A 21,575-nucleotide genomic window follows, 5' to 3' on the forward strand; every position below is an offset into this window, starting at 1 on the left:
AATGATCAAAGAAAAGGTTTTAGACGTAAATAAACTAGCTATCCACTTACTGCCTTCACCTAAATACAAAACAACTACTCTCGTCCTGCAAATCAGCACAAAGTTAGAGGAGGAGACCGTGACTGCAAGAGCTTTACTTGCACAAGTGTTAAAGAGTGCTACGCGAACGTTGCCGTCACGTAAGGAAATACGCCGATATTTAGATGATCTGTACGGCGCATCTTTTATGATGGAAGTACAGAAAAGAGGCGAAGAGCATGTTATCACCATGAAGATGGAAACAGCTAACGAAAAATTCCTGCAAGATAATACACCGCTCTTTCAGAAGAGTACAGATTTCTTAAAAAGTGTTCTTGAAGATCCTTACCTTGATAAGGAGGGGGATTTCTCAGAAAAAATTATTCGTGAGGAAAAGCGGATATTGAAACAGCAAATCGAATCCATCTACGATGATAAAATCCGTTACGCCAATAAGCGTCTTGTTGAAGAAATGTGTAAAGGTGAACCGTATGCAATCCACGCCTACGGATTTTTCGATCAGATTGACAATTTAACAACAAAGGATTTGCAAGAAGAGTATGAGCGGATGCTTGCAGAAGACGATATACGCTTATTCGTTACTGGAAACATCACGGAAGAAGAGGCGGTGAACGCTGGAAATGTGTTTTCTCTGTCTTCCCACCCAGAACTTCATACACCGGCGCCTGCTCTTGACCATGTGAAAACGAAGCCAGATGAAGTATTAGAAACGGACGATATCCAACAGGGGAAGCTACATATCGGCTACCGTGTGCCGATCCGGTTTGCAGACGATGAATTTGCAGCTATGCAGGTAATGAATGGATTGTTCGGTGGCTTTCCTCATTCTAAATTATTTATGAATGTCCGTGAAAAAGAAAGTGCTGCGTATTATGCTGCTTCTCGTTATGATAGCCAAAAAGGCTTGCTGCTTGCTTTTGCCGGTATTGAAGCATCTAACTATAAGAAGGTTACCTCTATCATTGAACAGCAGCTCGCCGAATTAAAAGAAGGCAGTTTTACAGAAGAAAGCATCAGCCAAACGAAAAAAATGCTGAAAAATCAGCTCTTAGAAACCGCAGACTCTGCACGCGGCCTCATTGATTTATACTATCAAGGAGTGATTGGCGGTAGAAAAAGAGATCTAGAGAGCTGGCTTGCGGAAATTGACGCCGTAACCAAACAAGACATTACCGACTGCGCTCTAAACGTATCACTGGATACAACTTATTTTTTACATGGAGAGGAGGAAATTAACTAATGGAAACAATGGAATTCACACAGCTGCAGGAAACAGTCTTCAAAGAAGTATTGCCTAATGGTCTAACGGTTTATGTGATCCCAAAAAAGGATTTTCATAAAACATTCGCAACTTTTACGACGAATTACGGGTCCATTGATAATCGTTTTATTCCGCTTGGTAAAGATAAACCGGTGTTGGTACCGGATGGCATTGCCCATTTTTTGGAACACAAAATGTTTGAAGATGAAAAAGGTGATGTGTTCCATACATTTGGTGAACAAGGTGCCTCCGCAAATGCTTTTACAAGCTTTACGAGAACTGCGTATTTATTTTCAAGCACACAATACGTAGATGAGAACTTGAAAACACTGCTTGATTTCGTACAGCACCCTTACTTTACAGAGGAAAGTGTGGAAAAAGAAAAAGGAATTATCGAACAAGAAATTCGGATGTATGAAGATAACGCAGATTGGCAGTTATTTTTTAATCTGCTTGGCAATCTGTATCACCATCACCCAGCAAAGATTGACATTGCAGGAACCGCAGAATCCATACAGAAAATCACAAAAGATGATCTTTATGAATGTTATGAGACTTTTTATCATCCCTCCAATATGATGCTTTTCGTTGTCGGTGACGCTGACCCTGACCATATTATTGATTTGGTAAAACAAAACCAAGAAGCTAAAACGTTTTCACAGCCGGAACCGATTGAGAGGTTTTTTGAGGAGGAACCGCCGGAAGTGGTGCGGGCTCGCACTGTTCAATCGATGAGCGTGAACACCCCTAAATGTATGGTTGGGTATAAAGTGACGCCACCAGAAAAAACAGGCCGTGATTTGCTGCGATATGAGCTCGCCATGGAGCTTCTTCTTGAAATGATGTTCGGAGCAAGTTCTGATGCATATGAATCCATGTATGAAGATGGTTTAATCGACGCTTCGTTTTCAAGTGAATTATCTGTAGAGCGCTCCTTTTCGTTTATGGCTGTTGGCGGAGATTCCCCGGATCCCGAAGAGCTGGAAAAGCGTATAATTGACACGATAACAGAGGTCAAACAGAAAGGTTTTGCAGAGGGGGAGCTTGAAAGGGTTCGTAAAAAGAAAATTGGTTCTTTCTTGAAGCAGTTAAACTCCCCGGAATTTATTGCAAATTCGTATACTCATTATGCCTTTTACGATATGCATTTATTTGAGGCAAGTACGATCTTAGAAGAGATAAGCGAAGCAGAAATAAAGGATCTTCTGCTTACCCATTTTGAAGAGGAAAAGCGCACTGTTTCTCTTATTGAAAAAAAGCGAGCCGAATAGAAATGTCAGCATATACATTGATCACCGGAGCGAGCGGTGCCATCGGCAGTGCAACTGCTGTTGAACTTGCCCAAGAAGGGAAGCCGTTGTTTCTCCATTACTATCATTCTGAAGACGCGGTTAAAAAAGTGCAGAACCGATGCCGGGCTTTTGATGTACCTGTTTTCTCCGTACAGGCTGACCTTTCTAAAAAGGGAGGGGCAGAGCGGTTGAGTGAGCAGCTTCACTCGCCTGTTGATACCCTTATTTATAATTGCGGCACTTCTCATTATGGTTTTTATCAAGATGTTACGGACGAGGAAATTTATGAACTTGCCCACATTCATCTTTTAAATGCTATGCTGACAGCAAAAAAGCTACTACCATGGATGCTTTTCAATAAACATGGGAATATGGTGTTCGTTTCTTCTATCTGGGGAGAAAGAGGAGCAGCTTTAGAAGTTGCATACTCGGCGATGAAAGGCGGTTTGAACGCATTCGTGAAAGCTTTGGCGAAAGAAACTGCCCGTTCTGGTGTAAGGGTGAATGCGGTGGCCCCAGGAGTGATGGACACACCGATGATGCACCTTTTTACGAAAGAGGATTTGGCGGACCTGAAAGAAGCAATTCCTTCCGGCCGTTTTGGAACAGCGGAAGAGGCAGCAAAAGCCGTTTCGTTTTTAGTGAGCCAGAAGTCCAGTTATATTCACGGTCACATATTGGATGTAAACGGGGGCTGGTAGCCATCAGAAAAAAATAAGGCTTACGTGTTGTTTTTCGCATAAAAAAAATCCTTCTGCTCATCCTATAAGGGACGATACCTTTAAGGAGGGATTATGAATATGTCAGTATTACACAATTGGGAACAATGGAAGCAGTTTTTAGATGGCAAGCTCGAGCAGGCAAAACAGGGAGGGGTATCTGAGAATGTAATCTCGGATGTCGCTTACCAAGTCGGCGATTACCTCGCAAAAGAAGTCGACCCTAAAAATGAACAGGAAAGAGTACTTTCTGACCTCTGGAACGTTGCCGACGAAAAAGAACAGGAAGCAATCGCAAACATGATGGTGAAATTAGTTCAATCGAAATAACAGAAGAAAGAATTGGGGCTGTCTCGGGCGAAGCAGATTATCCGGCCTACGTGTGTTCGGCCGGATAAAAATGTCGCAGTCGAAGCTTATACACGACGGCGGAGCTGCTTTTCTGAAAGGGGCAGCTCTTTTTCTTTGCCTTCGCTGAAAACAGGCAAAAATAATGTTAGGTCTGTTCAAATATATAAAAATAGCGTAAAATAACAACTAACGAAAATTGACCTAACGTAGAGGAGAGAGAGGGATGGCTGAAAAAAAAGAATGGTATTTAGAATATGAAATTCACCAAAATCGCCCTGGTCTTTTAGGCGATATCTCTTCTTTATTAGGGAAGCTTTCTATCAATATTGTCTCCATTAACGGGGTGGAAGTACGACGTCGTGTCATGCTGATCCGCAGTCAGCACGATGACCAGATTAAACGGCTGAGAGCTATTCTCGACACAGTTGATAATATAACAGTCCGAAAAATAAGGGAACCTAAGCTCCGCGACCGCTTAGCTGTTATGCATGGCCGATACATAGAACGTGACTCTGACCAGAAAAAAACATTTCGTTTCGTCCGGGATGAGCTCGGTATTCTGGTTGATTTTATGGCTGAACTATTTAAGAAGGACCGGCATTACCTGGTCGGCCTCCGGGGTATGCCTCGGGTCGGCAAAACAGAATCACTCGTCGCAGCCAGTGTTTGTGCAAATAAACGATGGTCATTTATTTCGTCAACCTTGCTCCGGCAGACGGTAAGGCATCAGCTTGCGGAAGACGAATTAGAAGGTGGCCATGTGTATATTATCGATGGAATCGTATCGATGATGCGCGCCCCGGAAAAACATAGAATGTTAGTGGATGATATTATGAGGCTTCCCGCTGTGAAAGTAGTCGAGCATCCTGATATATTTGTGAGGGAGTCATCGTATAAACTCGATGATTTTGACTGTATAATTGAGCTTCGCAATAATGATGAAGAGGAGATCACTTATGATGTTGTCGAAACGGGTTTCTCTTCTTTCGATATCAGTTAGGTGGTAGGTGTTAATAGTGTCTGAACTAGGCCAGTTTTTAAAAACGAATAGGGAACAACAAGGAGTATCATTAGAGCGGCTCCAGGAATTGACAAAGATTCAAAAGCGCTACCTTGCTGCGATTGAGGAAGGCCGGCATGATGCACTACCTGGTGCGTTTTACGCCCGCGCTTTTGTGAAAAGTTATGCAGAAGCTCTCGGTCTGAATGCGGATGAGGTCTTAGAAACATACGGCTCAGAACTTCCTCAGCCGAAGCAGCAAACGTCTGATTTGCCTTCGCGTACCGAACGGATGAAACCAAACAACGTTGTGAAAAAAAAGAAAAAAAAATCAACAATCCTGCCAGTCATCCTCGTGATTTTGTTTGTGATTGTAGTCGCCGCGGCAATATATTTGTTCGCGCAAGGAAGCGGTGGCAATGATTCCAGCGGAGTCTCTCCGGAGAACGATCCGCCAATTGAAATGGATTCTAATGACGAGGCTGAAAAAGAAGACTCTGATGAAAACATAGACAATGCTGATAAAAATGATCCATCTGCATCGGTAGAGCAGAATGAGGAAGTTGATAAGATGGATGAAGACATAGAAGAAGAGAAAGACAAAACGAAAGAGCCTGAGCTTGTCTCATCGGAGAATCGGCGTTCCGTTTATGATGTTTCTGATTTTAAAGAGTTGGTTGTAGAAGTTAAATTAAACGGGGATTCTTATTTGGATGTGCAGGATAAGAGTGGCACTGTGATAGAAACCTTTGCTGGTCTTGAAGAAGGAGAAAGTGTCGAGCTTGATTACAGCGATCGTGACTACGTAAAAATAAACATCGGTAACTCGACAGTTGTAACAGTTCGCTTGAATGGGGAAGTGATCGAATATCCAACGGGCTCAGTCCATCAGTATCTTATTTTGGATAGAAACGCACAATAAAACCCCGCGGGCTTAAGATAGTGCCCGGGGGATTTTTAATTTGCCTGTTTGGGTGTTTGACGGGAAACGAGGGAAAACGATGAATCTTCCAAATAAAATATCCATTGCGCGTGTCTGCCTTATTCCACTCTTCATGGTTTTGTTGCTTACTCCATTACCGTTTGGCAGCTGGGAGTTTGCAGGCGCTTTGCTGCCCGTGTCTCATGCTGTAGGCGGAGGGTTGTTTGTACTTGCGGCAGCTACAGACTGGCTCGACGGTTACATAGCCAGGAAATATAATTTAATTAGCAACTTTGGCAAGTTCCTCGATCCACTGGCTGATAAATTGTTAGTGACGGCTGCTCTTTTATCGCTAATCCAATTAGATTTGCTGCCCGCGTGGATGGCGATTGTCATTGTAAGCAGGGAGTTTGCCGTTACTGGAATGAGGCTGGTGGCGGCTGCAAACGGCGATGTGATTGCAGCAAGCCCATTGGGTAAGTGGAAAACCGTATTTCAAATGGCGGCATTAGCTGTTCTGCTGTTTCATGATCTGCCATTTGTGATTTGGGATATACCCGCAGGAATGATCCTTATGTGGATAGCAGTGATGTTGACAATTGTATCGGGTGTAGACTACTTTTTAAAAAACAAGCATGTTTTTCAAGGATCAATGTAAAAATAAACGAGGTGAAAAAATGAACGCCGAAATTATTGCAGTTGGATCCGAGCTGTTACTTGGGCAGATTGCCAATACGAATGGTCAATATTTATCTACTGAGCTCGCCGGTATCGGAATCGATGTTTATCGGCATACGGTTGTTGGGGATAATTATAAACGATTGTATGCCGCGATCAGTGAAGCGGTACACCGGGCCGATTTCGTTTTTTTGTCAGGTGGACTGGGGCCGACAGAGGATGACATTACAAAAGAGGTCATCGCTGATTTAACAGGAACGCAGCTTCATTACCATGAACCAACTTTGAAGAAAATTCGCGAGTATTATGAAAAAACGAAAAAATATATGCCAGCGAATAATAAAAAGCAAGCGCTCTATACAGAAGGCAGTGAAGTATTTTATAATAAAGCTGGAATGGCCTGTGGCTTTGCGATGCCTTATAAAACGTCGCTGCTGATTCTAATGCCAGGACCGCCGCGAGAGCTGAAGAATATGTTCTGGAATGACGTAAGACCGTTTTTATTGCGTGAATTAGGCGGTGAGTCCCTTGTTTTATCTAGAGTTCTTCGATTTTTCGGAATTGGGGAGTCAAGCCTGGAGGAAGAGCTCCTCGACCTTATTCAGGCGCAGACCAACCCGACGATTGCACCGCTTGCATCAGATGGTGAAGTGACGGTTCGTTTAACTGCTAAAGCTGGATCTCACGAAGAGGGGACTCTCCTTTTAGATAAAATAGACAAAGAGATTACAAATAGACTGGGTCGTTTTTTGTATGGGCGGGAAGAGGAAACATTGCCTCAGCAGGTAGTAAAGCATTTCCGTCACAATAAATTAACGCTTGCAGCTGCGGAAAGTCTCACGGGTGGATGGTTCTCTAAAGCGGTAGTTGATGTTGAAGGAGCTTCCGCCGTACTAGAAGGGGGAGCTACCGTTTATTCAAAAAGTGCGAAAGAAACCGTACTAGGAATAGAAAAAGAGCTCCTTAACGAAGCAGGAATGGTAAGCAAGGAATGTGCAGAAAGCATGGCGGAGTCTGTTCGCTTCTTATATCAAACCGATGTTGGAATCAGTTTTACGGGAGCAGCCGGTCCTGACTCGCTGGAGGGGAAGGTGCCCGGGACAGTATGGATCGGCATCGCCGGCCCACATGGTACAACATCACACTTATTACATTTATCAGGAAGCCGGGAACAAATCCGCCGGTTAGCGGTTTATCACGGCTGCTGGTTTCTATTGAGGGAAAAGGTGGTAACAAATGACGTATTTTGATGACTTTGAAATTAAAAATGAAATTAAAAAAGCGATTAAGGAAATGGGCTTCGAAGAACCTTCGCCTGTTCAGGAGAAGGCAATTCCCGTAATATTAAAAGGGGATGATGTGATCGGCCAGGCCCAAACAGGTACCGGTAAGACTGCGGCGTTTGGAATTCCGCTGATCAACCGAATCACGACAGACTCTCACGTGCAGTCTGTTATTTTAACCCCTACACGGGAGCTCGCTATTCAAGTATCCGGAGAACTTCAAAAGCTTTCTAAGCACTTGAATATCCGGACTCTTCCAATTTACGGCGGCCAGTCAATTGGCCATCAAATTAAGGCATTGAAGCAAGGTGTCCAAATCGTTATCGGCACCCCCGGCCGCTTGCAGGATCACCTGCGTCGGCGTACGTTAAAACTGGACCGTGTCAGCACTGTCGTTTTGGATGAGGCGGATGAAATGCTCGACATGGGTTTTGTAGATGATATTGAAGCAATTCTAAAGCAAGTGAATGTTGATCGGCAGACGCTCCTGTTTTCAGCAACGATGCCGCAAGCCATCCGCAAACTGTCGAACCGTTATATGGTAAAGCCGGTCACCGTTTCTATTAATAAGAGTGAAATCACCGCTCCGTCTATTGACCAGGTGTACTACAAGGTGCTTGAACGTAATAAACAAGAGTCATTGTGCCGGATACTGGACAGCCAAGACCCCGAACTGGGTATTCTATTTTGCCGGACTAAAAAAGGAGTGGCAGAGCTGACGGAAGCTCTGCAGGCAAGAGGCTATCTTGTTGATGGACTGCACGGTGATCTGACTCAGCCGCAGCGTGACGCGGTGATGAAAAAATTTCGGGAAAGCTCCATCGATTTCTTGGTCGCCACTGATGTTGCTGCGAGGGGGATTGATGTTCAAAACATTAGTCATGTGATTAACTTCGACATCCCCCAAGATCCCGAAAGCTATGTCCACCGAATAGGACGCACCGGACGGGCAGGCCGTACCGGTCAGGCGATTACTCTTGTCACGCCGCGTGAGATGAAACATTTGCGTTCCATTGAAGCAGAGATCAAAATGCAGATTCCTTCGAAGACAGTGCCATCTATTGAAGAAGTGGTGGAAAAGCAGCAAGATTCATGGAAAAATCTTATTGTAGAACAGTTTACGGATGAACAAGAACTTTCTTTGTTTGACGATTTGGCTGCTGAACTGCTTTCGGATTATGATGCAAAAGACGTCGTGCGCTCTCTTATGAAGCTGAACTTCTCTGCTTCAATCGGTGAGAATGATCCTGGTTATAATTTTGGAGAGACAGGCGGCGCGAAGGGGATGACTCGTTTCTTTATAAATGTAGGCCGCAACGTTGAGATGAGCCCTAAAGTGCTGATCGATGAAATATCTGCAGCTGTTGGCATTCCAGGTAAGGCAATCGGTCGTATTGATATATTTGAACGATTTACCTTCGTAGAGGTGCCGGAAGAGGTAGCGCCGTTCGTTTATGAGGCACTACGCTACTCACGTATCAATGGTGCCAGGGTAAATTTAGAGCCGGCAAAACCGCGTCCTAAACGCCCGCAAACAAACAGATCTTCTCATTCTTCTAAATAAAACAACTGATAAAAACTGTTCAAAGAATGAATGCATTCTTTGAACAGTTTTTCCGTTTTTTTAGTTAGATTAATAGCTGTTCAATCGAATAAATGTTCGTAAAAACTATTGGCAAGCGGTTTAAAAAAAGGTATGATAAGGATGGGGATGAAACAAAAACGGTCCTTCGTAAAATAGGCTGATATCTTTCTGTTTTTTTGAGGAAAGCAGAGGGTTTTTCACACCGGTTATACCGATATAAATTGAGTAAAAGGAGACAGATAGAATGAGTGAACGCAAAGCTGCACTTGATCAGGCTTTAAGAAGCATTGAAAAGCAATTCGGAAAAGGCTCGATTATGAAACTAGGAGAGCAGGCAGAGAGAAGAGTATCGACTATTTCGACTGGCGCGCTCGCCATTGATATTGCCCTTGGAGTAGGCGGGTATCCCCGCGGACGAATTGTTGAAATCTATGGTCCAGAGTCTTCCGGTAAGACGACAGTGGCGCTTCACGCGATAGCCGAGGTTCAGAGAAAGGGCGGCCAGGCTGCTTTTATCGATGCTGAACATGCGCTCGATCCATCTTATGCAGAAAAACTGGGTGTAAATATTGATGAACTGCTTTTATCACAGCCCGATACCGGCGAACAGGCTCTGGAAATTGCGGAAGCTCTCGTTCGCAGCGGGGCAGTGGATATCATAGTGGTCGATTCCGTGGCAGCGCTCGTACCGAAAGCAGAGATCGAAGGAGAAATGGGAGACAGCCATGTCGGTCTGCAGGCACGTCTCATGTCCCAGGCGCTGCGAAAGCTTTCCGGTGCCATAAGCAAATCAAATTCCATCGCGGTCTTCATTAACCAAATCCGGGAAAAAGTTGGCGTTATGTTTGGAAGCCCTGAGACGACAACTGGTGGTCGTGCTCTGAAGTTTTACTCTTCCGTACGTCTTGAAGTACGCCGTGCCGAAACATTGAAGCAAGGTAACGAGATGGTCGGTAATAGAACCCGAATCAAAGTAGTCAAAAATAAAGTTGCGCCGCCATTTAAACAAGCAGAAGTAGATATTATGTATGGGGAAGGGATTTCGAGAGAAGGCTCTGTACTTGATATCGGCGCAGAATTAGACATTGTCCAAAAAAGCGGCGCGTGGTATTCCTATGAAGGAGAACGACTTGGACAGGGAAGGGAAAATTCAAAGCAATTCCTCAAGGAAAATGAGGAGATTAGAGATGCGATCGAAGCAAGCATTCGCGACCATTATGAGTTGAACAAAATTGAGTATACAGCGGATGCCGAAACAGACCATGAAGCAGGTCTTTTGGTCGGAGATGAAAACGAATAAACAGGATAAAGAGAGACGGTGCTGAGAGATTTTCTCCTACGCCTGTCTCTTTTTCATTAAAAATGATTCGTTCATTCATGCCGGTTGTGCAAAGTTTGTTGGGTTTCTGTACAGCTTGAAGAATCTCTCAAATTACGTTTTAGCTGCTATTAAATAGTAAGGAAAAAGATAGGGAAGACAACCCTTAGCAGTGAAGGGTCTCCCCGGCATTGAAGTCTTGACATCGATATTACTGGAGGATACAATAAAAAGGCATGATGCTGTTCGCATGATGTGTTTTCACTGAATACTGTATGGTTGAATTATGCGGAACTTCTATGAAAAATGAACTACACACTCTCAAGGTATAAGCCAAAGAAGAGTACAATCAGATAGCAAGAGGAGGTGAAAAGACTTGGATGGTATCTTTCTCATCTCCATTTTGCTAATTGTCGTTGCAGCTGCATGTTTTTTAATTGGTTATTTTGTTCGTAAATCGATAGCAGAGGCGAAAATTGTCAGCGCTGAACAGGCTGCAAAACAAATTACAGATGATGCAGAACGGGAAGCAGAAGCGAGTAAGAAGGTAGTCATACTTGAAGCGAAAGACGAAGCCCATCAAATTCGCGCTGAAGCTGAAGAAGATTTACGAGAACGAAGAAATGAGATACAAAAACAAGAGAACCGGTTAATGCAAAAAGAAGAGATTCTTGACCGGAAAAGCGAAATGCTAGACAAAAAAGAAGAATCGTTGGACACGAGAGAAGAATCTCTCACTGATAAACAACGGCAGGTAGAAGAGAAGAACAGCAAAGTGGAGGAGATTTTAGCAAACCAGCAAGAAGAGTTAGACCGTATTTCCGGAATGACTCGTGAGGAAGCACGTACGATGATTCGCTCAGACGTTGAAAAAGAACTGAAACATGATATGGCGCTAATGGTAAAAGAATATACAGAACGTGCCAAAGAAGAAGCTGATAAGAAAGCGCGAAATATCCTTTCTTTAGCTATTCAACGTTGTGCAGCTGATCATATTGCAGAAACGACTGTTTCTGTTGTCAACCTTCCGAATGATGAAATGAAAGGTCGTATTATCGGGAGAGAGGGCCGGAATATCCGTGCATTAGAAACGTTGACCGGGATTGACCTTATTATTGATGATACACCAGAAGCAGTCATTCTTTCCGGTTTCGATCCAATCCGGAGAGAGATTGCTCGGACGGCTCTAGAGAAATTGGTGCAGGATGGCCGCATCCATCCCGCGCGGATTGAAGAAACAGTTGATAAAGCCCGTCGTGAAGTGGACGAGTTAATCCGGGAACATGGTGAAGAAGCAACCTTTGAAATGGGAATTCACGGCTTGCACCCTGATTTGATCAAAATTCTCGGACGACTGCATTATCGAACCAGTTATGGACAAAATGTTCTGAAACACTCCATAGAAGTAGCTCATCTAACGTCGTTAATGGCCGCTGAGCTCGGTGAAGACACCCAGCTTGCCAAACGTGCCGGCTTGCTTCATGATATTGGAAAGGCGATTGATCATGAAGTTGAAGGCAGTCATGTTGAAATTGGTGTTGAGCTGGCGCAAAAGTATAAAGAGCACCCTGTTGTAATCAACAGCATTGCCTCCCACCACGGGGATACCGAGGCAACGTCGGTGATTGCAACTCTAGTAGCCGCCGCAGACGCCCTGTCAGCGGCACGGCCAGGAGCAAGACGTGAGACATTGGAGACATATATTCGTCGTTTAGAAAGACTGGAAGAAATAGCTGAATCATTCGAAGGGGTAGAGAAAACGTACGCAATTCAAGCGGGACGGGAAGTACGCATTATCGTAAGGCCAGAGATGGTAGATGATGCACTCGCACATCAATTAGCACGGGATATCACAAAGAAAGTGGAAAATGAGCTTGATTATCCCGGCCATATTAGAATCACCGTTATTCGTGAAACAAGAGCAGTAGAATATGCAAAATAAAGCGGCCTTAAGGGCCGCTTTTATTTGGCCGTTCGTCATAATTTGCGCTCTTTCCTTTTTTTTGGTATAACGGAAATTAATACATGTGTCATATAGTAAAGGAGACGACGATGAAGTTATTGTTTATTGGGGACGTTGTGGGATCACCGGGAAGATCGATGATCCGCGAATATTTGCCTAAACTGAAAAGAAAGTACAAACCAACTGTTACCATTATAAATGGTGAAAATGCTGCAGGTGGAAAAGGGATCACGGAAAAAATATATAAAGGTTTTCTTGAGCAGGGTGCCCAAGCGGTGACACTTGGGAACCATACTTGGGATAATAAAGATATTTTTGAGTTTATCAATGATGCCTCTTTGCTCGTGAGGCCCGCTAACTATCCAAGTGACACACCAGGAAATGAATATATCATTGTTAAAGTGAATAATCTCGAGGTGGGAGTCATAAATTTAATGGGACGCACCTTTATGCCGGTGAATGACTGTCCGTTTAAGAAAGCGGAAGAGCTGATTGAAAAAGTGAGAAAAACAACACCATTCATTTTCGTGGACTTTCATGCAGAGGCTACAAGTGAAAAACAAGCAATGGGATGGTTTTTAGATGGAAAAGTTACGGCTGTAGCCGGCACGCACACCCATGTACAGACGGCTGATAACCGCATTCTTCCGCAGGGAACCGCTTATATAAGCGATGTTGGGATGACAGGGCCTATGGATGGTATCCTCGGAATGAAAAGAGAGAATATTATTAAGAAATTTTTAACGAGCCTACCTGCAAGGTTTGAAGTGGACACGGGAAGGGAACAATTAAATGGAATACTTGTGGAGGCGCATCCAGAAACAGGAAAAGCCTTGAAAATAAAACGAATCCAAATAAGTGCTGAAGAACCGTTTTTTGAATAAGTTGCTTAAATAATAAATGTCACAGTTGATACCCGATCGTTCTATTAACAATCAGAGGGGGATGGAAAACCTCACTGACTGAAGTTTCGCTTTATTAGCAGGAATATACGTAGTTTATCATGAATATAGGTAATGAGGGGCATTTATTCCACATAAGGAGGTACTAAAAATGGAAGTATTAAAAGTATCAGCCAAATCCACTCCCAACTCTGTTGCTGGCGCCTTGGCGGGAGTTATTCGTGAGAGAGGTGCTGCCGAAATCCAAGCTATAGGCGCAGGCGCCCTGAATCAATCCATTAAAGCTATTGCTATCGCACGAGGTTTTGTGGCCCCAAGCGGGATAGACCTTATTTGTATACCTGCCTTTACAGATATTCAAATTGATGGTGAAGAACGAACGGCAATTAAATTGATCATAGAGCCTCGGTAGGCTTCACAGGCAAAATGTATCTTGCCTTGCATTTCTGTATAAAGGGAGGGAGGCTGTTGATCCCTCCTCTAAAGAGCGTATTGATGTTTACAAACCTGGCTGTCCTGCTGACACAGTCAGGTTTTTCACGTTGTGTGCGCGGTCAACTGTGTAACATATCCAGGAATGAATGACGATCGTATAACTCTCTTCGCATGCGTAGATGAACTGCGGTCTGGTCAATAAATGAAAACACGCGAAAATATTGATAGAGACGATAATAGTCTGCCAAATAGAGTCGCACCATGGTAAGTGCCTGAACCGGTATAATTAAGAAGAAATTATTTGGAAAAGGAGACGGATAGAGATGCAGCAATTATTAAAAATAATCGAGCGGATCGACCGTAAAGGTTACAAGGCATACAACGATTTGAAAGGGGCTTATCACTTTCCTGACTTTATCTTGCATCTCGATCACATTCAGGCTGACCCTTTTGCCAGCCCATCACGGGGCCGTGTAATAGTGAAACGGGAACGGTTGGCGTTAGGAGCGGAAACAGATGAGACGAACGAGAGACGAGTCGCGGTAATCGATTTTTTTGCACAAGAGCTTCAGGAAGTTATCAAAAAGCAAAAAGAGATAAAGGGAATTTTTATTGACGGACCGGGACAGGAAGTAATGGATCGTACTGCTGTTGTACTTCGTGAAGACGAATTGGATATTCGTTTTTCTATTCAGCTGCCGGCAAGAGGCAGAACTATTTTGGGAAAACCAGCGAAGCAGCTTCTTACGGAACACTTGCCTGCTGTTATAGACCAAGCCGTAAAAAATTATAGCCCGGAAAAGCTTAAAACGCATATTGCACTTGCTGATGATCAAACCACTATCCGGCGTTTTTTACAGGAGAATCATTATACAGCATTCATTGCAAACGGCTCCGTTCTGCCGCGAGAAAGCGGTGTGAGCAGCCGGCCGCTAAAATCATCCGATGTGGTTCCCTTTCGTTCCCCTCCTTCATTAGAAGTGGAAATACCTTTGCCTCATTATGGTCCTATTAAAGGCATGGCGCTAAAAACGGGGGTAACCGTCATCGTCGGCGGCGGCTACCATGGTAAAAGTACACTCCTGGAAGCGATTGAGCGCGGGGTGTATAATCACCGGAGCGGTGATGGCCGTGAATACGTGATTACGGATGACTCCGCGTGTAAAGTCCGAGCAGAAGATGGCCGCAGTACAGCATCTGTCAACATTTCCCCGTTTATATCAAACCTGCCTAATGGAAAGGACACAAGCACCTTTTCAACAGAAAATGCGAGCGGGAGCACTTCACAAGCGGCAAACATCATGGAAAGCCTGGAAGCAGGGACAACATGTTTACTAATAGATGAAGACACGAGTGCCACTAATTTTATGATCCGAGATGCACGCATGCAGGCACTGGTCGCGAAGGAACAGGAACCGATTACACCGTTTATTGACAAAGTCAGCTCCTTGTTTAACGAGCATGGCGTGTCCACCATTTTAGTTGTGGGAGGCGCCGGTGATTATTTTGAGGTAGCTGATTGTGTCGTAATGATGGAAGCCTATGTTCCATACGATGTCACCGAGAAAGCAAAAGAAATCGCACGCACTTTTGGTTCGGGAAGAGAAGGGAACAAGAATGCGCTTTTCGGTAAAATTACAGAGCGTTCTGTAGATTTAAGAAGTTTTCAGGCACGAAAAGGGAAGAAAGAAAAAGTTAGTGCAAAAGGCAAGGATATGATTTTATTTGGAAGAGATGCCATTAATGTAAGCGGTGTGGAACAACTCGTAAACGGAAGCCAGGCAAATGCGATAGCAAATATGATACGGTATGTGTGCGGTGTTTATGATAAAAATGCTGCGCTCTCGGATATTTTGCACTTTTTAGACGAGCAAGTTTCTGAAAAGGGGTTAGATGAAGTGTCGCCATTTAAAGGAAGGCATCCTGGTGACATGGCAATGCCGCGTAAATATGAAGTAGCCGCAGCAATGAACCGCCACCGTGCTTTGCGGGTAGACAACCCTTCTTAATTCGCCAGGTAAGTACCTCTAAGCTATTGTTTTCACAGGATAGAGAAGGTATAATTTCTAGATGGGTCTTTAACACGAATGCAATCTATATTCACATAGGAATGAAATAGAACACAGAAAGGAGTTTGCTATTGTGAACGAAGAACAACGCAAACAACAGCAGGGTGAAGAGTCACCGCGGGACCCAAAATCCGCCAGCAGTGATGCTTCCCAAGCTGCACAAGACTACAGTAAGTATTTCGACTTTTCTCATGCGTCCATGGAAGAAGATGAAAGCGGCAGGCAGTATATGAAAATTGGCGGCCGCAGCATCCTTATCAAAGACCAGCCTGATTATAAAAAAGGAAGACGCCGTCGCCGTGAAGAGGCAGAGGTCCATTATGATTTTTCCATACCTCCGCATATGAAAGCAATTGGGAACGGCAAAAAGTACTTGATTCGTACGTACGGGTGCCAGATGAACTACCATGACACAGAAAATATGTCCGGCATCTTGGAAGAAATGGGTTTCACGGAAACCGAAGATCATGAAGAAGCGGATGTTATCTTTCTAAACACCTGCGCCATCCGGGAAAACGCTGAAAATAAAGTATTCGGTGAAATTGGCCACCTAAAAACATTAAAACGGGAAAAACCAGAATTAATTCTTGGGGTCTGCGGCTGTATGTCACAGGAAGAGTCGGTTGTCAATCGCATTATGCAGAAGCATCAACACATTGATTTGATCTTTGGGACACACAATATTCACCGCGTCCCTGAACTCCTTTATGAGGCGATCCAGGGGAAAGAAATGGTGATCGAAGTATGGTCCAAAGAAGGAGATGTAGTTGAAAACATGCCGCGTAAGCGTGCCGGCAAGACCCAGGCATGGGTGAATATCATGTATGGCTGTGACAAGTTTTGCACATATTGTATCGTGCCATATACACGAGGCAAGGAGCGCAGCCGTCTGCCCGAAGATATAATTTCCGAAGTTCGTGATCTTGCCCGTCAAGGATACAAAGAGATTACGCTGCTCGGTCAGAACGTAAATGCATACGGAAAAGATTTGGATGGGGATTACAGACTTGGTCACTTAATGGACGATCTGCATCAAATTGATATTCCGCGTATTCGATTCACAACAAGTCATCCACGTGACTTTGATGATCACTTGATCCAAGTACTCTCAAAAGGCGGCAACCTCGTCGAGCATATTCATCTGCCGGTACAATCCGGAAACAGCGAGATGTTGAAAATTATGGGACGTAAATATACGAGAGAAGAGTACGTGGAGTTGGCCCGTAAAATAAAAGAGGCGATTCCACACGCTTCTTTTACGACTGATATTATCGTTGGGTTCCCAAATGAAACAGAAGAGCAATTTCAAGATACGCTTTCATTGATGAAAGAAATGGACTACGACAGTGCTTTTACGTATATTTATTCTCCGCGGGATGGCACTCCGGCTTCCCGTATGGAAGATAATGTACCAAAGGATGTTAAAAGAGAGCGCCTGGCCCGTTTAAACGAGGTTGTTAATACTATTTCGGCACGCCGCAATAAAGAATTAGAAGGACAAGTTGTCGAAGTGCTTGTTGAAGGGGAGAGCAAGAAAGACCCTGACGTTCTTTCAGGTAGAACGAGAACGAACAAACTTGTTAATTTTCGCGGTTCGAAATCATGTATCGGGGAGATTGTGTACACAAGAATTATCGAAGCAAAAACATGGACGCTTGATGGGGAAATGGTAGAAATGGCTGAGGTGAACAAATAATGAGCGAAAATGGATACAGTAAATCAGAAGTACTAGATAAAGCACGGGAGCTTGGAAAACTAATTGCAGAAACAGAAGAGGTAGATTTTTTTAAACGGGCAGAAGGACAGATCAACAAAAATGTCCGCGTCCAGGAATTAATCGCCAAGATTAAGAACAAGCAAAAAGAAGCTGTGAACTTACAGCATTACCAAAAGACTGAAGCCCTAAAGCAAGTAGAAAAAGAAATAGATGAGTTGAATGCGGAAATCGATGAAATTCCGCTTGTCCAAGAATTCAAACAGAGCCAGACAGAAGTCAACCATTTATTGCAGCTTGTCTCCACAACAATTTCGAACACGGTAACGGATGAGATTATCGAGTCAACGGGAGGAGACAAGCTGAGAGGAACAACAGCACGCAGTCCTTTTATTCCGATCCACAAACAGTAATCAAGGAGAGGTCACTGCAAGAGTATATCTCTTGCAGTGATCTCTTTTTATCTTGACGCTATCGCGCATACTATAAAAATTTCACGTACTGTATTATTAAATTAGTAAACTTCAAAGAGCTTTTCATTAACAATATATTTTTTGATTTTTTTGTTCATATATAGAAAATCAAGCCATACATATAAAATAGAGGTTATACAGCATGAACATCCGGATCATGCCGAAGGGAACATATATAGAAGGTATGTTGAATACAATTGACAACATAGACATTTGGCACGCATATATTAAATCCTGAAGCCCAGGGAAAATGCCATTTGCATGTTAGAAAAGGAGGGTAATGCATGTCGCGGGAAAGAAATAACCCATACTACCGGGAAATTGTCACGAAAGCTGTTTGTGGAAAAGGGAGAAAGCATTGTAAGGACCATCACGTCATTAAGCCGCCTCAAAAGCCGACAAGCATATTAGGGTGCTGGATTATTAATCATGTCTATGATGCAGATCGTAAGGGGGACTCTGTAGAAGTTATTGGAAGCTATGATATTAATGTTTGGTATTCCTATGACGATAACACGAAAACAGATGTGTTGTCAGACAGTGTGACGTATTCTGAGGTCATCCCCCTTGCGATGAAACAAAAAGATTTAATAGGGGATGAAATTGAGGTCATCGCCCGAACGGTAAAGCAGCCAAGCACACTTGAAGCATTAATTGATGAGAATGGCAAGGAAGTAACCGTCGATGTAGAAAAAGAATTTGCTGCAGAGATTGTTGGCGAAACAAAGGTATGCATCCAAGTACATCCTGACGCAGAAGATGATGATTACAAAGATATTAACTGGGATGAGCAAATATCAGATGAAGAATTAAAAGAGATCGATACTGAATTTCTCGACGATAAGAATGGTTAACAAGAAGCGCCTGGTTCTTCCGGAACTGGGCGTGTTTTTTTTATTCCCAGTGATGCTATAATAGATTCATAACATCGAAGGACAGAGATGCTGGAGGAATGAACGTGACCGAAGAAACCCCGATGATAAAGCAATATAAAAAAATAAAGTCGGAATATGAAGATGCTTTTTTATTTTTCAGGCTGGGTGATTTTTACGAGCTTTTTTTTGAAGATGCTATAAAAGCTGCCCGTGAACTGGAAATCACCCTCACAAGAAGAGGAAGCAAAAAAGAGGAACATATCCCAATGTGTGGAGTCCCTTATCACTCTGCAGAACATTACATCACCACTCTCATTGAAAAAGGCTATAAGATTGCGATTTGTGAACAGGTAGAAGATCCAAAGACTGCCAAAGGGGTCGTAAAACGAGAAGTTGTACAGTTAATTACGCCTGGTACGGTCATGGAAGGAAAAGCAATCCAAGAAACGGAAAATAATTTTATTGCTGCGCTGTACCCTTTTGAGGATGGAACGGCAGGATTTGTAAAATCCGATTTAACAACTGGAGAGACAACAGCTGCGTTACTCGGAACAGAGAAACGAACGTGGGAAAGAGAGATGCTACGTTCAGATATAAAAGAAATGGTGGTTCCCCCGCATTTTGATCAAAGTTCGGTGGCCGCACCCCAGTTAGTTTTCTCTATGGAAGAAGAGACGGAATTGGACGCAGATTTTACTCATTTATGCTGCGGGTTAGACAATGAAAAACTAGTCACTGCGGCAGCACTGTTGACGAATTATTTCAAACGTACACAGAAACGGTCGCTTTCCCATTTGCAGCCGGTAACGGTCTATTACATTAATGAACGGATGCAATTAGATATTCATTCGCGGCGCAATTTGGAGTTAACCGAGTCACTCCGTGATAAAAAGAAATATGGTTCCTTGTTGTGGCTAATGGATGAAACGGTAACGGCTATGGGAGGGAGACTAGTCAAAAAATGGTTGGAAGAGCCACTCTTGGAAAAGACAGCTATTCTGAACAGACAGTCCCTCGTCGCCTCTCTTTGTGACGATTTTTTTTCCAGAGAGGAATTGCGCGACCGTCTTCGCCATGTGTATGACTTGGAGCGGCTGGCAGGTAAAACGGCATACGGAAACATTAACGCTCGTGAGCTCGTTCAACTCCGGCGTTCCCTGCAGGAACTTCCCTTTTTATATGACATTTTGCGTCAGTTAGGAAATTCATATGTAGACGGACTGCTTCAATCTTTTGCTGATTTTAGCAGTTTAGTACGCCTTCTTGAAGATGCGTTAGTCGATGATCCGCCTGCCTCGATTACAGAAGGGGGGATGATTAAAGATGGATACAATGATGCACTTGACGAATACAGGGAAGCAAGTAAGAACGGGAAAGACTGGATATCCCAGCTGGAACAACAGGAGCGAACGGCGACAGGAATCAAGTCACTAAAAGTTGGCTTTAATAAAGTGTTTGGTTATTATATCGAAGTGACGAAACCAAACATACCGCTTCTTCCGGAGGGAAGGTATGAAAGAAAACAGACTTTAACAAATGCGGAGCGGTTTATCACCCCTGAATTAAAGGAGAAAGAATCGTTAATCCTCGGTGCTGAAGAACGGATTACTACTTTGGAATATGAACTCTTTCTCGGCGTTAGAGAGAAGGTGCAGTCTTATTTGCGCGATCTGCAGAAAACGGCTGCGATCGTTAGTGAAATTGATGTATTGCAAGGGTTTGCGGTCATTAGTGAGCGTTATCAGTACGTGAAACCTGAGTTCGCTGACGATCGCTCTCTAATAGTCAAAGAAGGCCGCCATCCTGTTGTCGAGCGGATGCGCGGACAAGGCGAGTATGTAGCAAACGATCTTACCATGGATGAAAAAAGGGAAGTTTTATTAATAACAGGCCCGAATATGGCTGGGAAAAGTACATATATGCGTCAGGCTGCTTTAATATCGATTATGGCCCAGACGGGGTGTTTTGTCCCGGCTGCCTCAGCAATACTGCCGCTATTTGATCAGATTTTTACGCGTATTGGGGCGACAGATGACTTGGCATCCGGGCAAAGCACGTTTATGGTGGAGATGCTCGAAACCCGTTATGCACTGACTCAGGCTACTCCAGCGAGCTTGTTGCTGCTGGATGAAATAGGAAGAGGAACCTCTACCTATGATGGGATGGCGCTCGCGCAAGCGATTGTGGAATACATTCATGATCATGTTGGAACAAAGACATTGTTTTCCACTCATTATCACGAGTTAACGACGCTCGAGCAGAAGCTGGACAAGTTGAAAAATGTGCACGTCAGCGCGATCGAAGAAGAGGGGAACGTCGTTTTTTTGCATAAAGTGGAAGAGGGGAAGGCTGACCGCAGCTACGGGATTTACGTGGCAAAACTGGCAGAACTACCCGATGATGTTTTAGAACGGGCAGAAATATTGCTGAAAGAATTAGAAAGCCCAGCATCTGCAGAACAAACATTAATACCTGAAGAAAAATGGGAGAGAAAAGAAAAGGACGAAGAAAACAAAAGGCCGGAACAGCTGCCGTTATTTATGATGGAGAGCGAGCCTGCAGAAGCTGAAAAGAAAACAGATTTAGCTTATATCGAAAAAGACTTAAATCAGATAGATATCTTGCACTTGTCACCGATGGAAGCACTAGAAAAGTTATACGAATACCAGAAAAGATTACGTTCGTAAAGAGAAGGA

General features: G+C 43.7%; 18 protein-coding genes. All 18 read left to right on the forward strand.

Translation table 11 applies throughout. The annotated features are described in order from the left end of the window. The first annotated feature begins 1 nt into the window (after nucleotide 1). The gene (yfmF, locus tag LOR49_RS06105; protein WP_240375373.1) at nucleotides 2–1,279 is read left to right on the forward strand and encodes an EF-P 5-aminopentanol modification-associated protein YfmF; all 1,278 of its coding nucleotides are present in this window, start codon (nucleotides 2–4) and stop codon (nucleotides 1,277–1,279) included. Further along, nucleotides 1,279–2,571 (forward strand): EF-P 5-aminopentanol modification-associated protein YfmH, encoded by a 1,293-nt coding sequence (gene yfmH / locus LOR49_RS06110; protein WP_240375374.1) that lies wholly within the window; start codon nucleotides 1,279–1,281, stop codon nucleotides 2,569–2,571. The genes yfmF and yfmH overlap by 1 nt, the downstream gene beginning before the upstream one ends. 2 nt (nucleotides 2,572–2,573) lie before the next feature. Continuing rightward, nucleotides 2,574–3,293 (forward strand): elongation factor P 5-aminopentanone reductase, encoded by a 720-nt coding sequence (gene ymfI, locus LOR49_RS06115; RefSeq protein ID WP_240375375.1) that lies wholly within the window; start codon nucleotides 2,574–2,576, stop codon nucleotides 3,291–3,293. 99 nt (nucleotides 3,294–3,392) lie between these two features. Then, the gene (locus tag LOR49_RS06120) at nucleotides 3,393–3,641 is read left to right on the forward strand and encodes a DUF3243 domain-containing protein (RefSeq protein WP_240375376.1); all 249 of its coding nucleotides are present in this window, start codon (nucleotides 3,393–3,395) and stop codon (nucleotides 3,639–3,641) included. A 244-nt stretch (nucleotides 3,642–3,885) separates the two neighbouring features. Beyond that, nucleotides 3,886–4,662, forward strand: coding sequence for a YmfK family protein (locus LOR49_RS06125; protein ID WP_240375377.1), 777 nt, complete (start codon nucleotides 3,886–3,888; stop codon nucleotides 4,660–4,662). Between the two features lie 16 nt (nucleotides 4,663–4,678). After that, entirely contained in the window at nucleotides 4,679–5,584 is a 906-nt protein-coding gene (locus tag LOR49_RS17615) for a helix-turn-helix domain-containing protein (protein WP_240375378.1), read from the forward strand. Nucleotides 5,585–5,663: 79 nt separating this feature from the next. Continuing rightward, on the forward strand, nucleotides 5,664–6,242 hold the full coding sequence (gene pgsA / locus LOR49_RS06135) for a CDP-diacylglycerol--glycerol-3-phosphate 3-phosphatidyltransferase (RefSeq protein ID WP_240375726.1): 579 nt from the start codon (nucleotides 5,664–5,666) through the stop codon (nucleotides 6,240–6,242). Between the two features lie 19 nt (nucleotides 6,243–6,261). Beyond that, complete coding sequence (locus LOR49_RS06140) at nucleotides 6,262–7,512, forward strand: competence/damage-inducible protein A (protein WP_240375379.1); 1,251 nt, start codon at nucleotides 6,262–6,264, stop codon at nucleotides 7,510–7,512. Beyond that, nucleotides 7,499–9,109 carry a DEAD/DEAH box helicase gene (locus LOR49_RS06145; RefSeq protein ID WP_240375380.1) on the forward strand — a complete coding sequence of 537 codons (1,611 nt, stop codon included), beginning with the start codon at nucleotides 7,499–7,501 and terminating at the stop codon, nucleotides 9,107–9,109. Before LOR49_RS06140 ends, LOR49_RS06145 begins: the two co-directional genes overlap by 14 nt. 265 nt (nucleotides 9,110–9,374) lie before the next feature. Further along, nucleotides 9,375–10,430: a recombinase RecA gene (recA, locus tag LOR49_RS06150; RefSeq protein WP_240375381.1), complete on the forward strand. Its 1,056-nt coding sequence runs from the start codon at nucleotides 9,375–9,377 to the stop codon at nucleotides 10,428–10,430. A gap of 394 nt (nucleotides 10,431–10,824) precedes the next feature. Beyond that, nucleotides 10,825–12,390: a ribonuclease Y gene (rny, locus tag LOR49_RS06155; protein WP_240375382.1), complete on the forward strand. Its 1,566-nt coding sequence runs from the start codon at nucleotides 10,825–10,827 to the stop codon at nucleotides 12,388–12,390. 110 nt (nucleotides 12,391–12,500) lie between these two features. Further along, nucleotides 12,501–13,295 carry a TIGR00282 family metallophosphoesterase gene (locus tag LOR49_RS06160; RefSeq protein WP_240375383.1) on the forward strand — a complete coding sequence of 265 codons (795 nt, stop codon included), beginning with the start codon at nucleotides 12,501–12,503 and terminating at the stop codon, nucleotides 13,293–13,295. A gap of 169 nt (nucleotides 13,296–13,464) precedes the next feature. Further along, nucleotides 13,465–13,725, forward strand: coding sequence for a stage V sporulation protein S (locus LOR49_RS06165; protein ID WP_026701128.1), 261 nt, complete (start codon nucleotides 13,465–13,467; stop codon nucleotides 13,723–13,725). Nucleotides 13,726–14,071: 346 nt separating this feature from the next. After that, nucleotides 14,072–15,757: an ABC-ATPase domain-containing protein gene (locus LOR49_RS06170; RefSeq protein WP_240375384.1), complete on the forward strand. Its 1,686-nt coding sequence runs from the start codon at nucleotides 14,072–14,074 to the stop codon at nucleotides 15,755–15,757. Nucleotides 15,758–15,890: 133 nt separating this feature from the next. Further along, nucleotides 15,891–17,513 carry a tRNA (N6-isopentenyl adenosine(37)-C2)-methylthiotransferase MiaB gene (gene miaB / locus LOR49_RS06175; RefSeq protein WP_240375385.1) on the forward strand — a complete coding sequence of 541 codons (1,623 nt, stop codon included), beginning with the start codon at nucleotides 15,891–15,893 and terminating at the stop codon, nucleotides 17,511–17,513. Next, nucleotides 17,513–17,944 carry a YlbF/YmcA family competence regulator gene (locus LOR49_RS06180; RefSeq protein WP_240375387.1) on the forward strand — a complete coding sequence of 144 codons (432 nt, stop codon included), beginning with the start codon at nucleotides 17,513–17,515 and terminating at the stop codon, nucleotides 17,942–17,944. Before miaB ends, LOR49_RS06180 begins: the two co-directional genes overlap by 1 nt. 344 nt (nucleotides 17,945–18,288) lie before the next feature. Continuing rightward, entirely contained in the window at nucleotides 18,289–18,858 is a 570-nt protein-coding gene (cotE, locus tag LOR49_RS06185) for an outer spore coat protein CotE (RefSeq protein ID WP_240375388.1), read from the forward strand. A gap of 104 nt (nucleotides 18,859–18,962) precedes the next feature. Further along, nucleotides 18,963–21,566 (forward strand): DNA mismatch repair protein MutS, encoded by a 2,604-nt coding sequence (gene mutS / locus LOR49_RS06190; RefSeq protein ID WP_240375389.1) that lies wholly within the window; start codon nucleotides 18,963–18,965, stop codon nucleotides 21,564–21,566. The last annotated feature ends 9 nt before the right edge of the window (nucleotides 21,567–21,575 follow it).

This window comes from Bacillus piscicola, assembly GCF_022458745.1.
GTDB classification, from domain to species: domain Bacteria; phylum Bacillota; class Bacilli; order Bacillales; family Marinococcaceae; genus Alteribacillus_A; species Alteribacillus_A piscicola.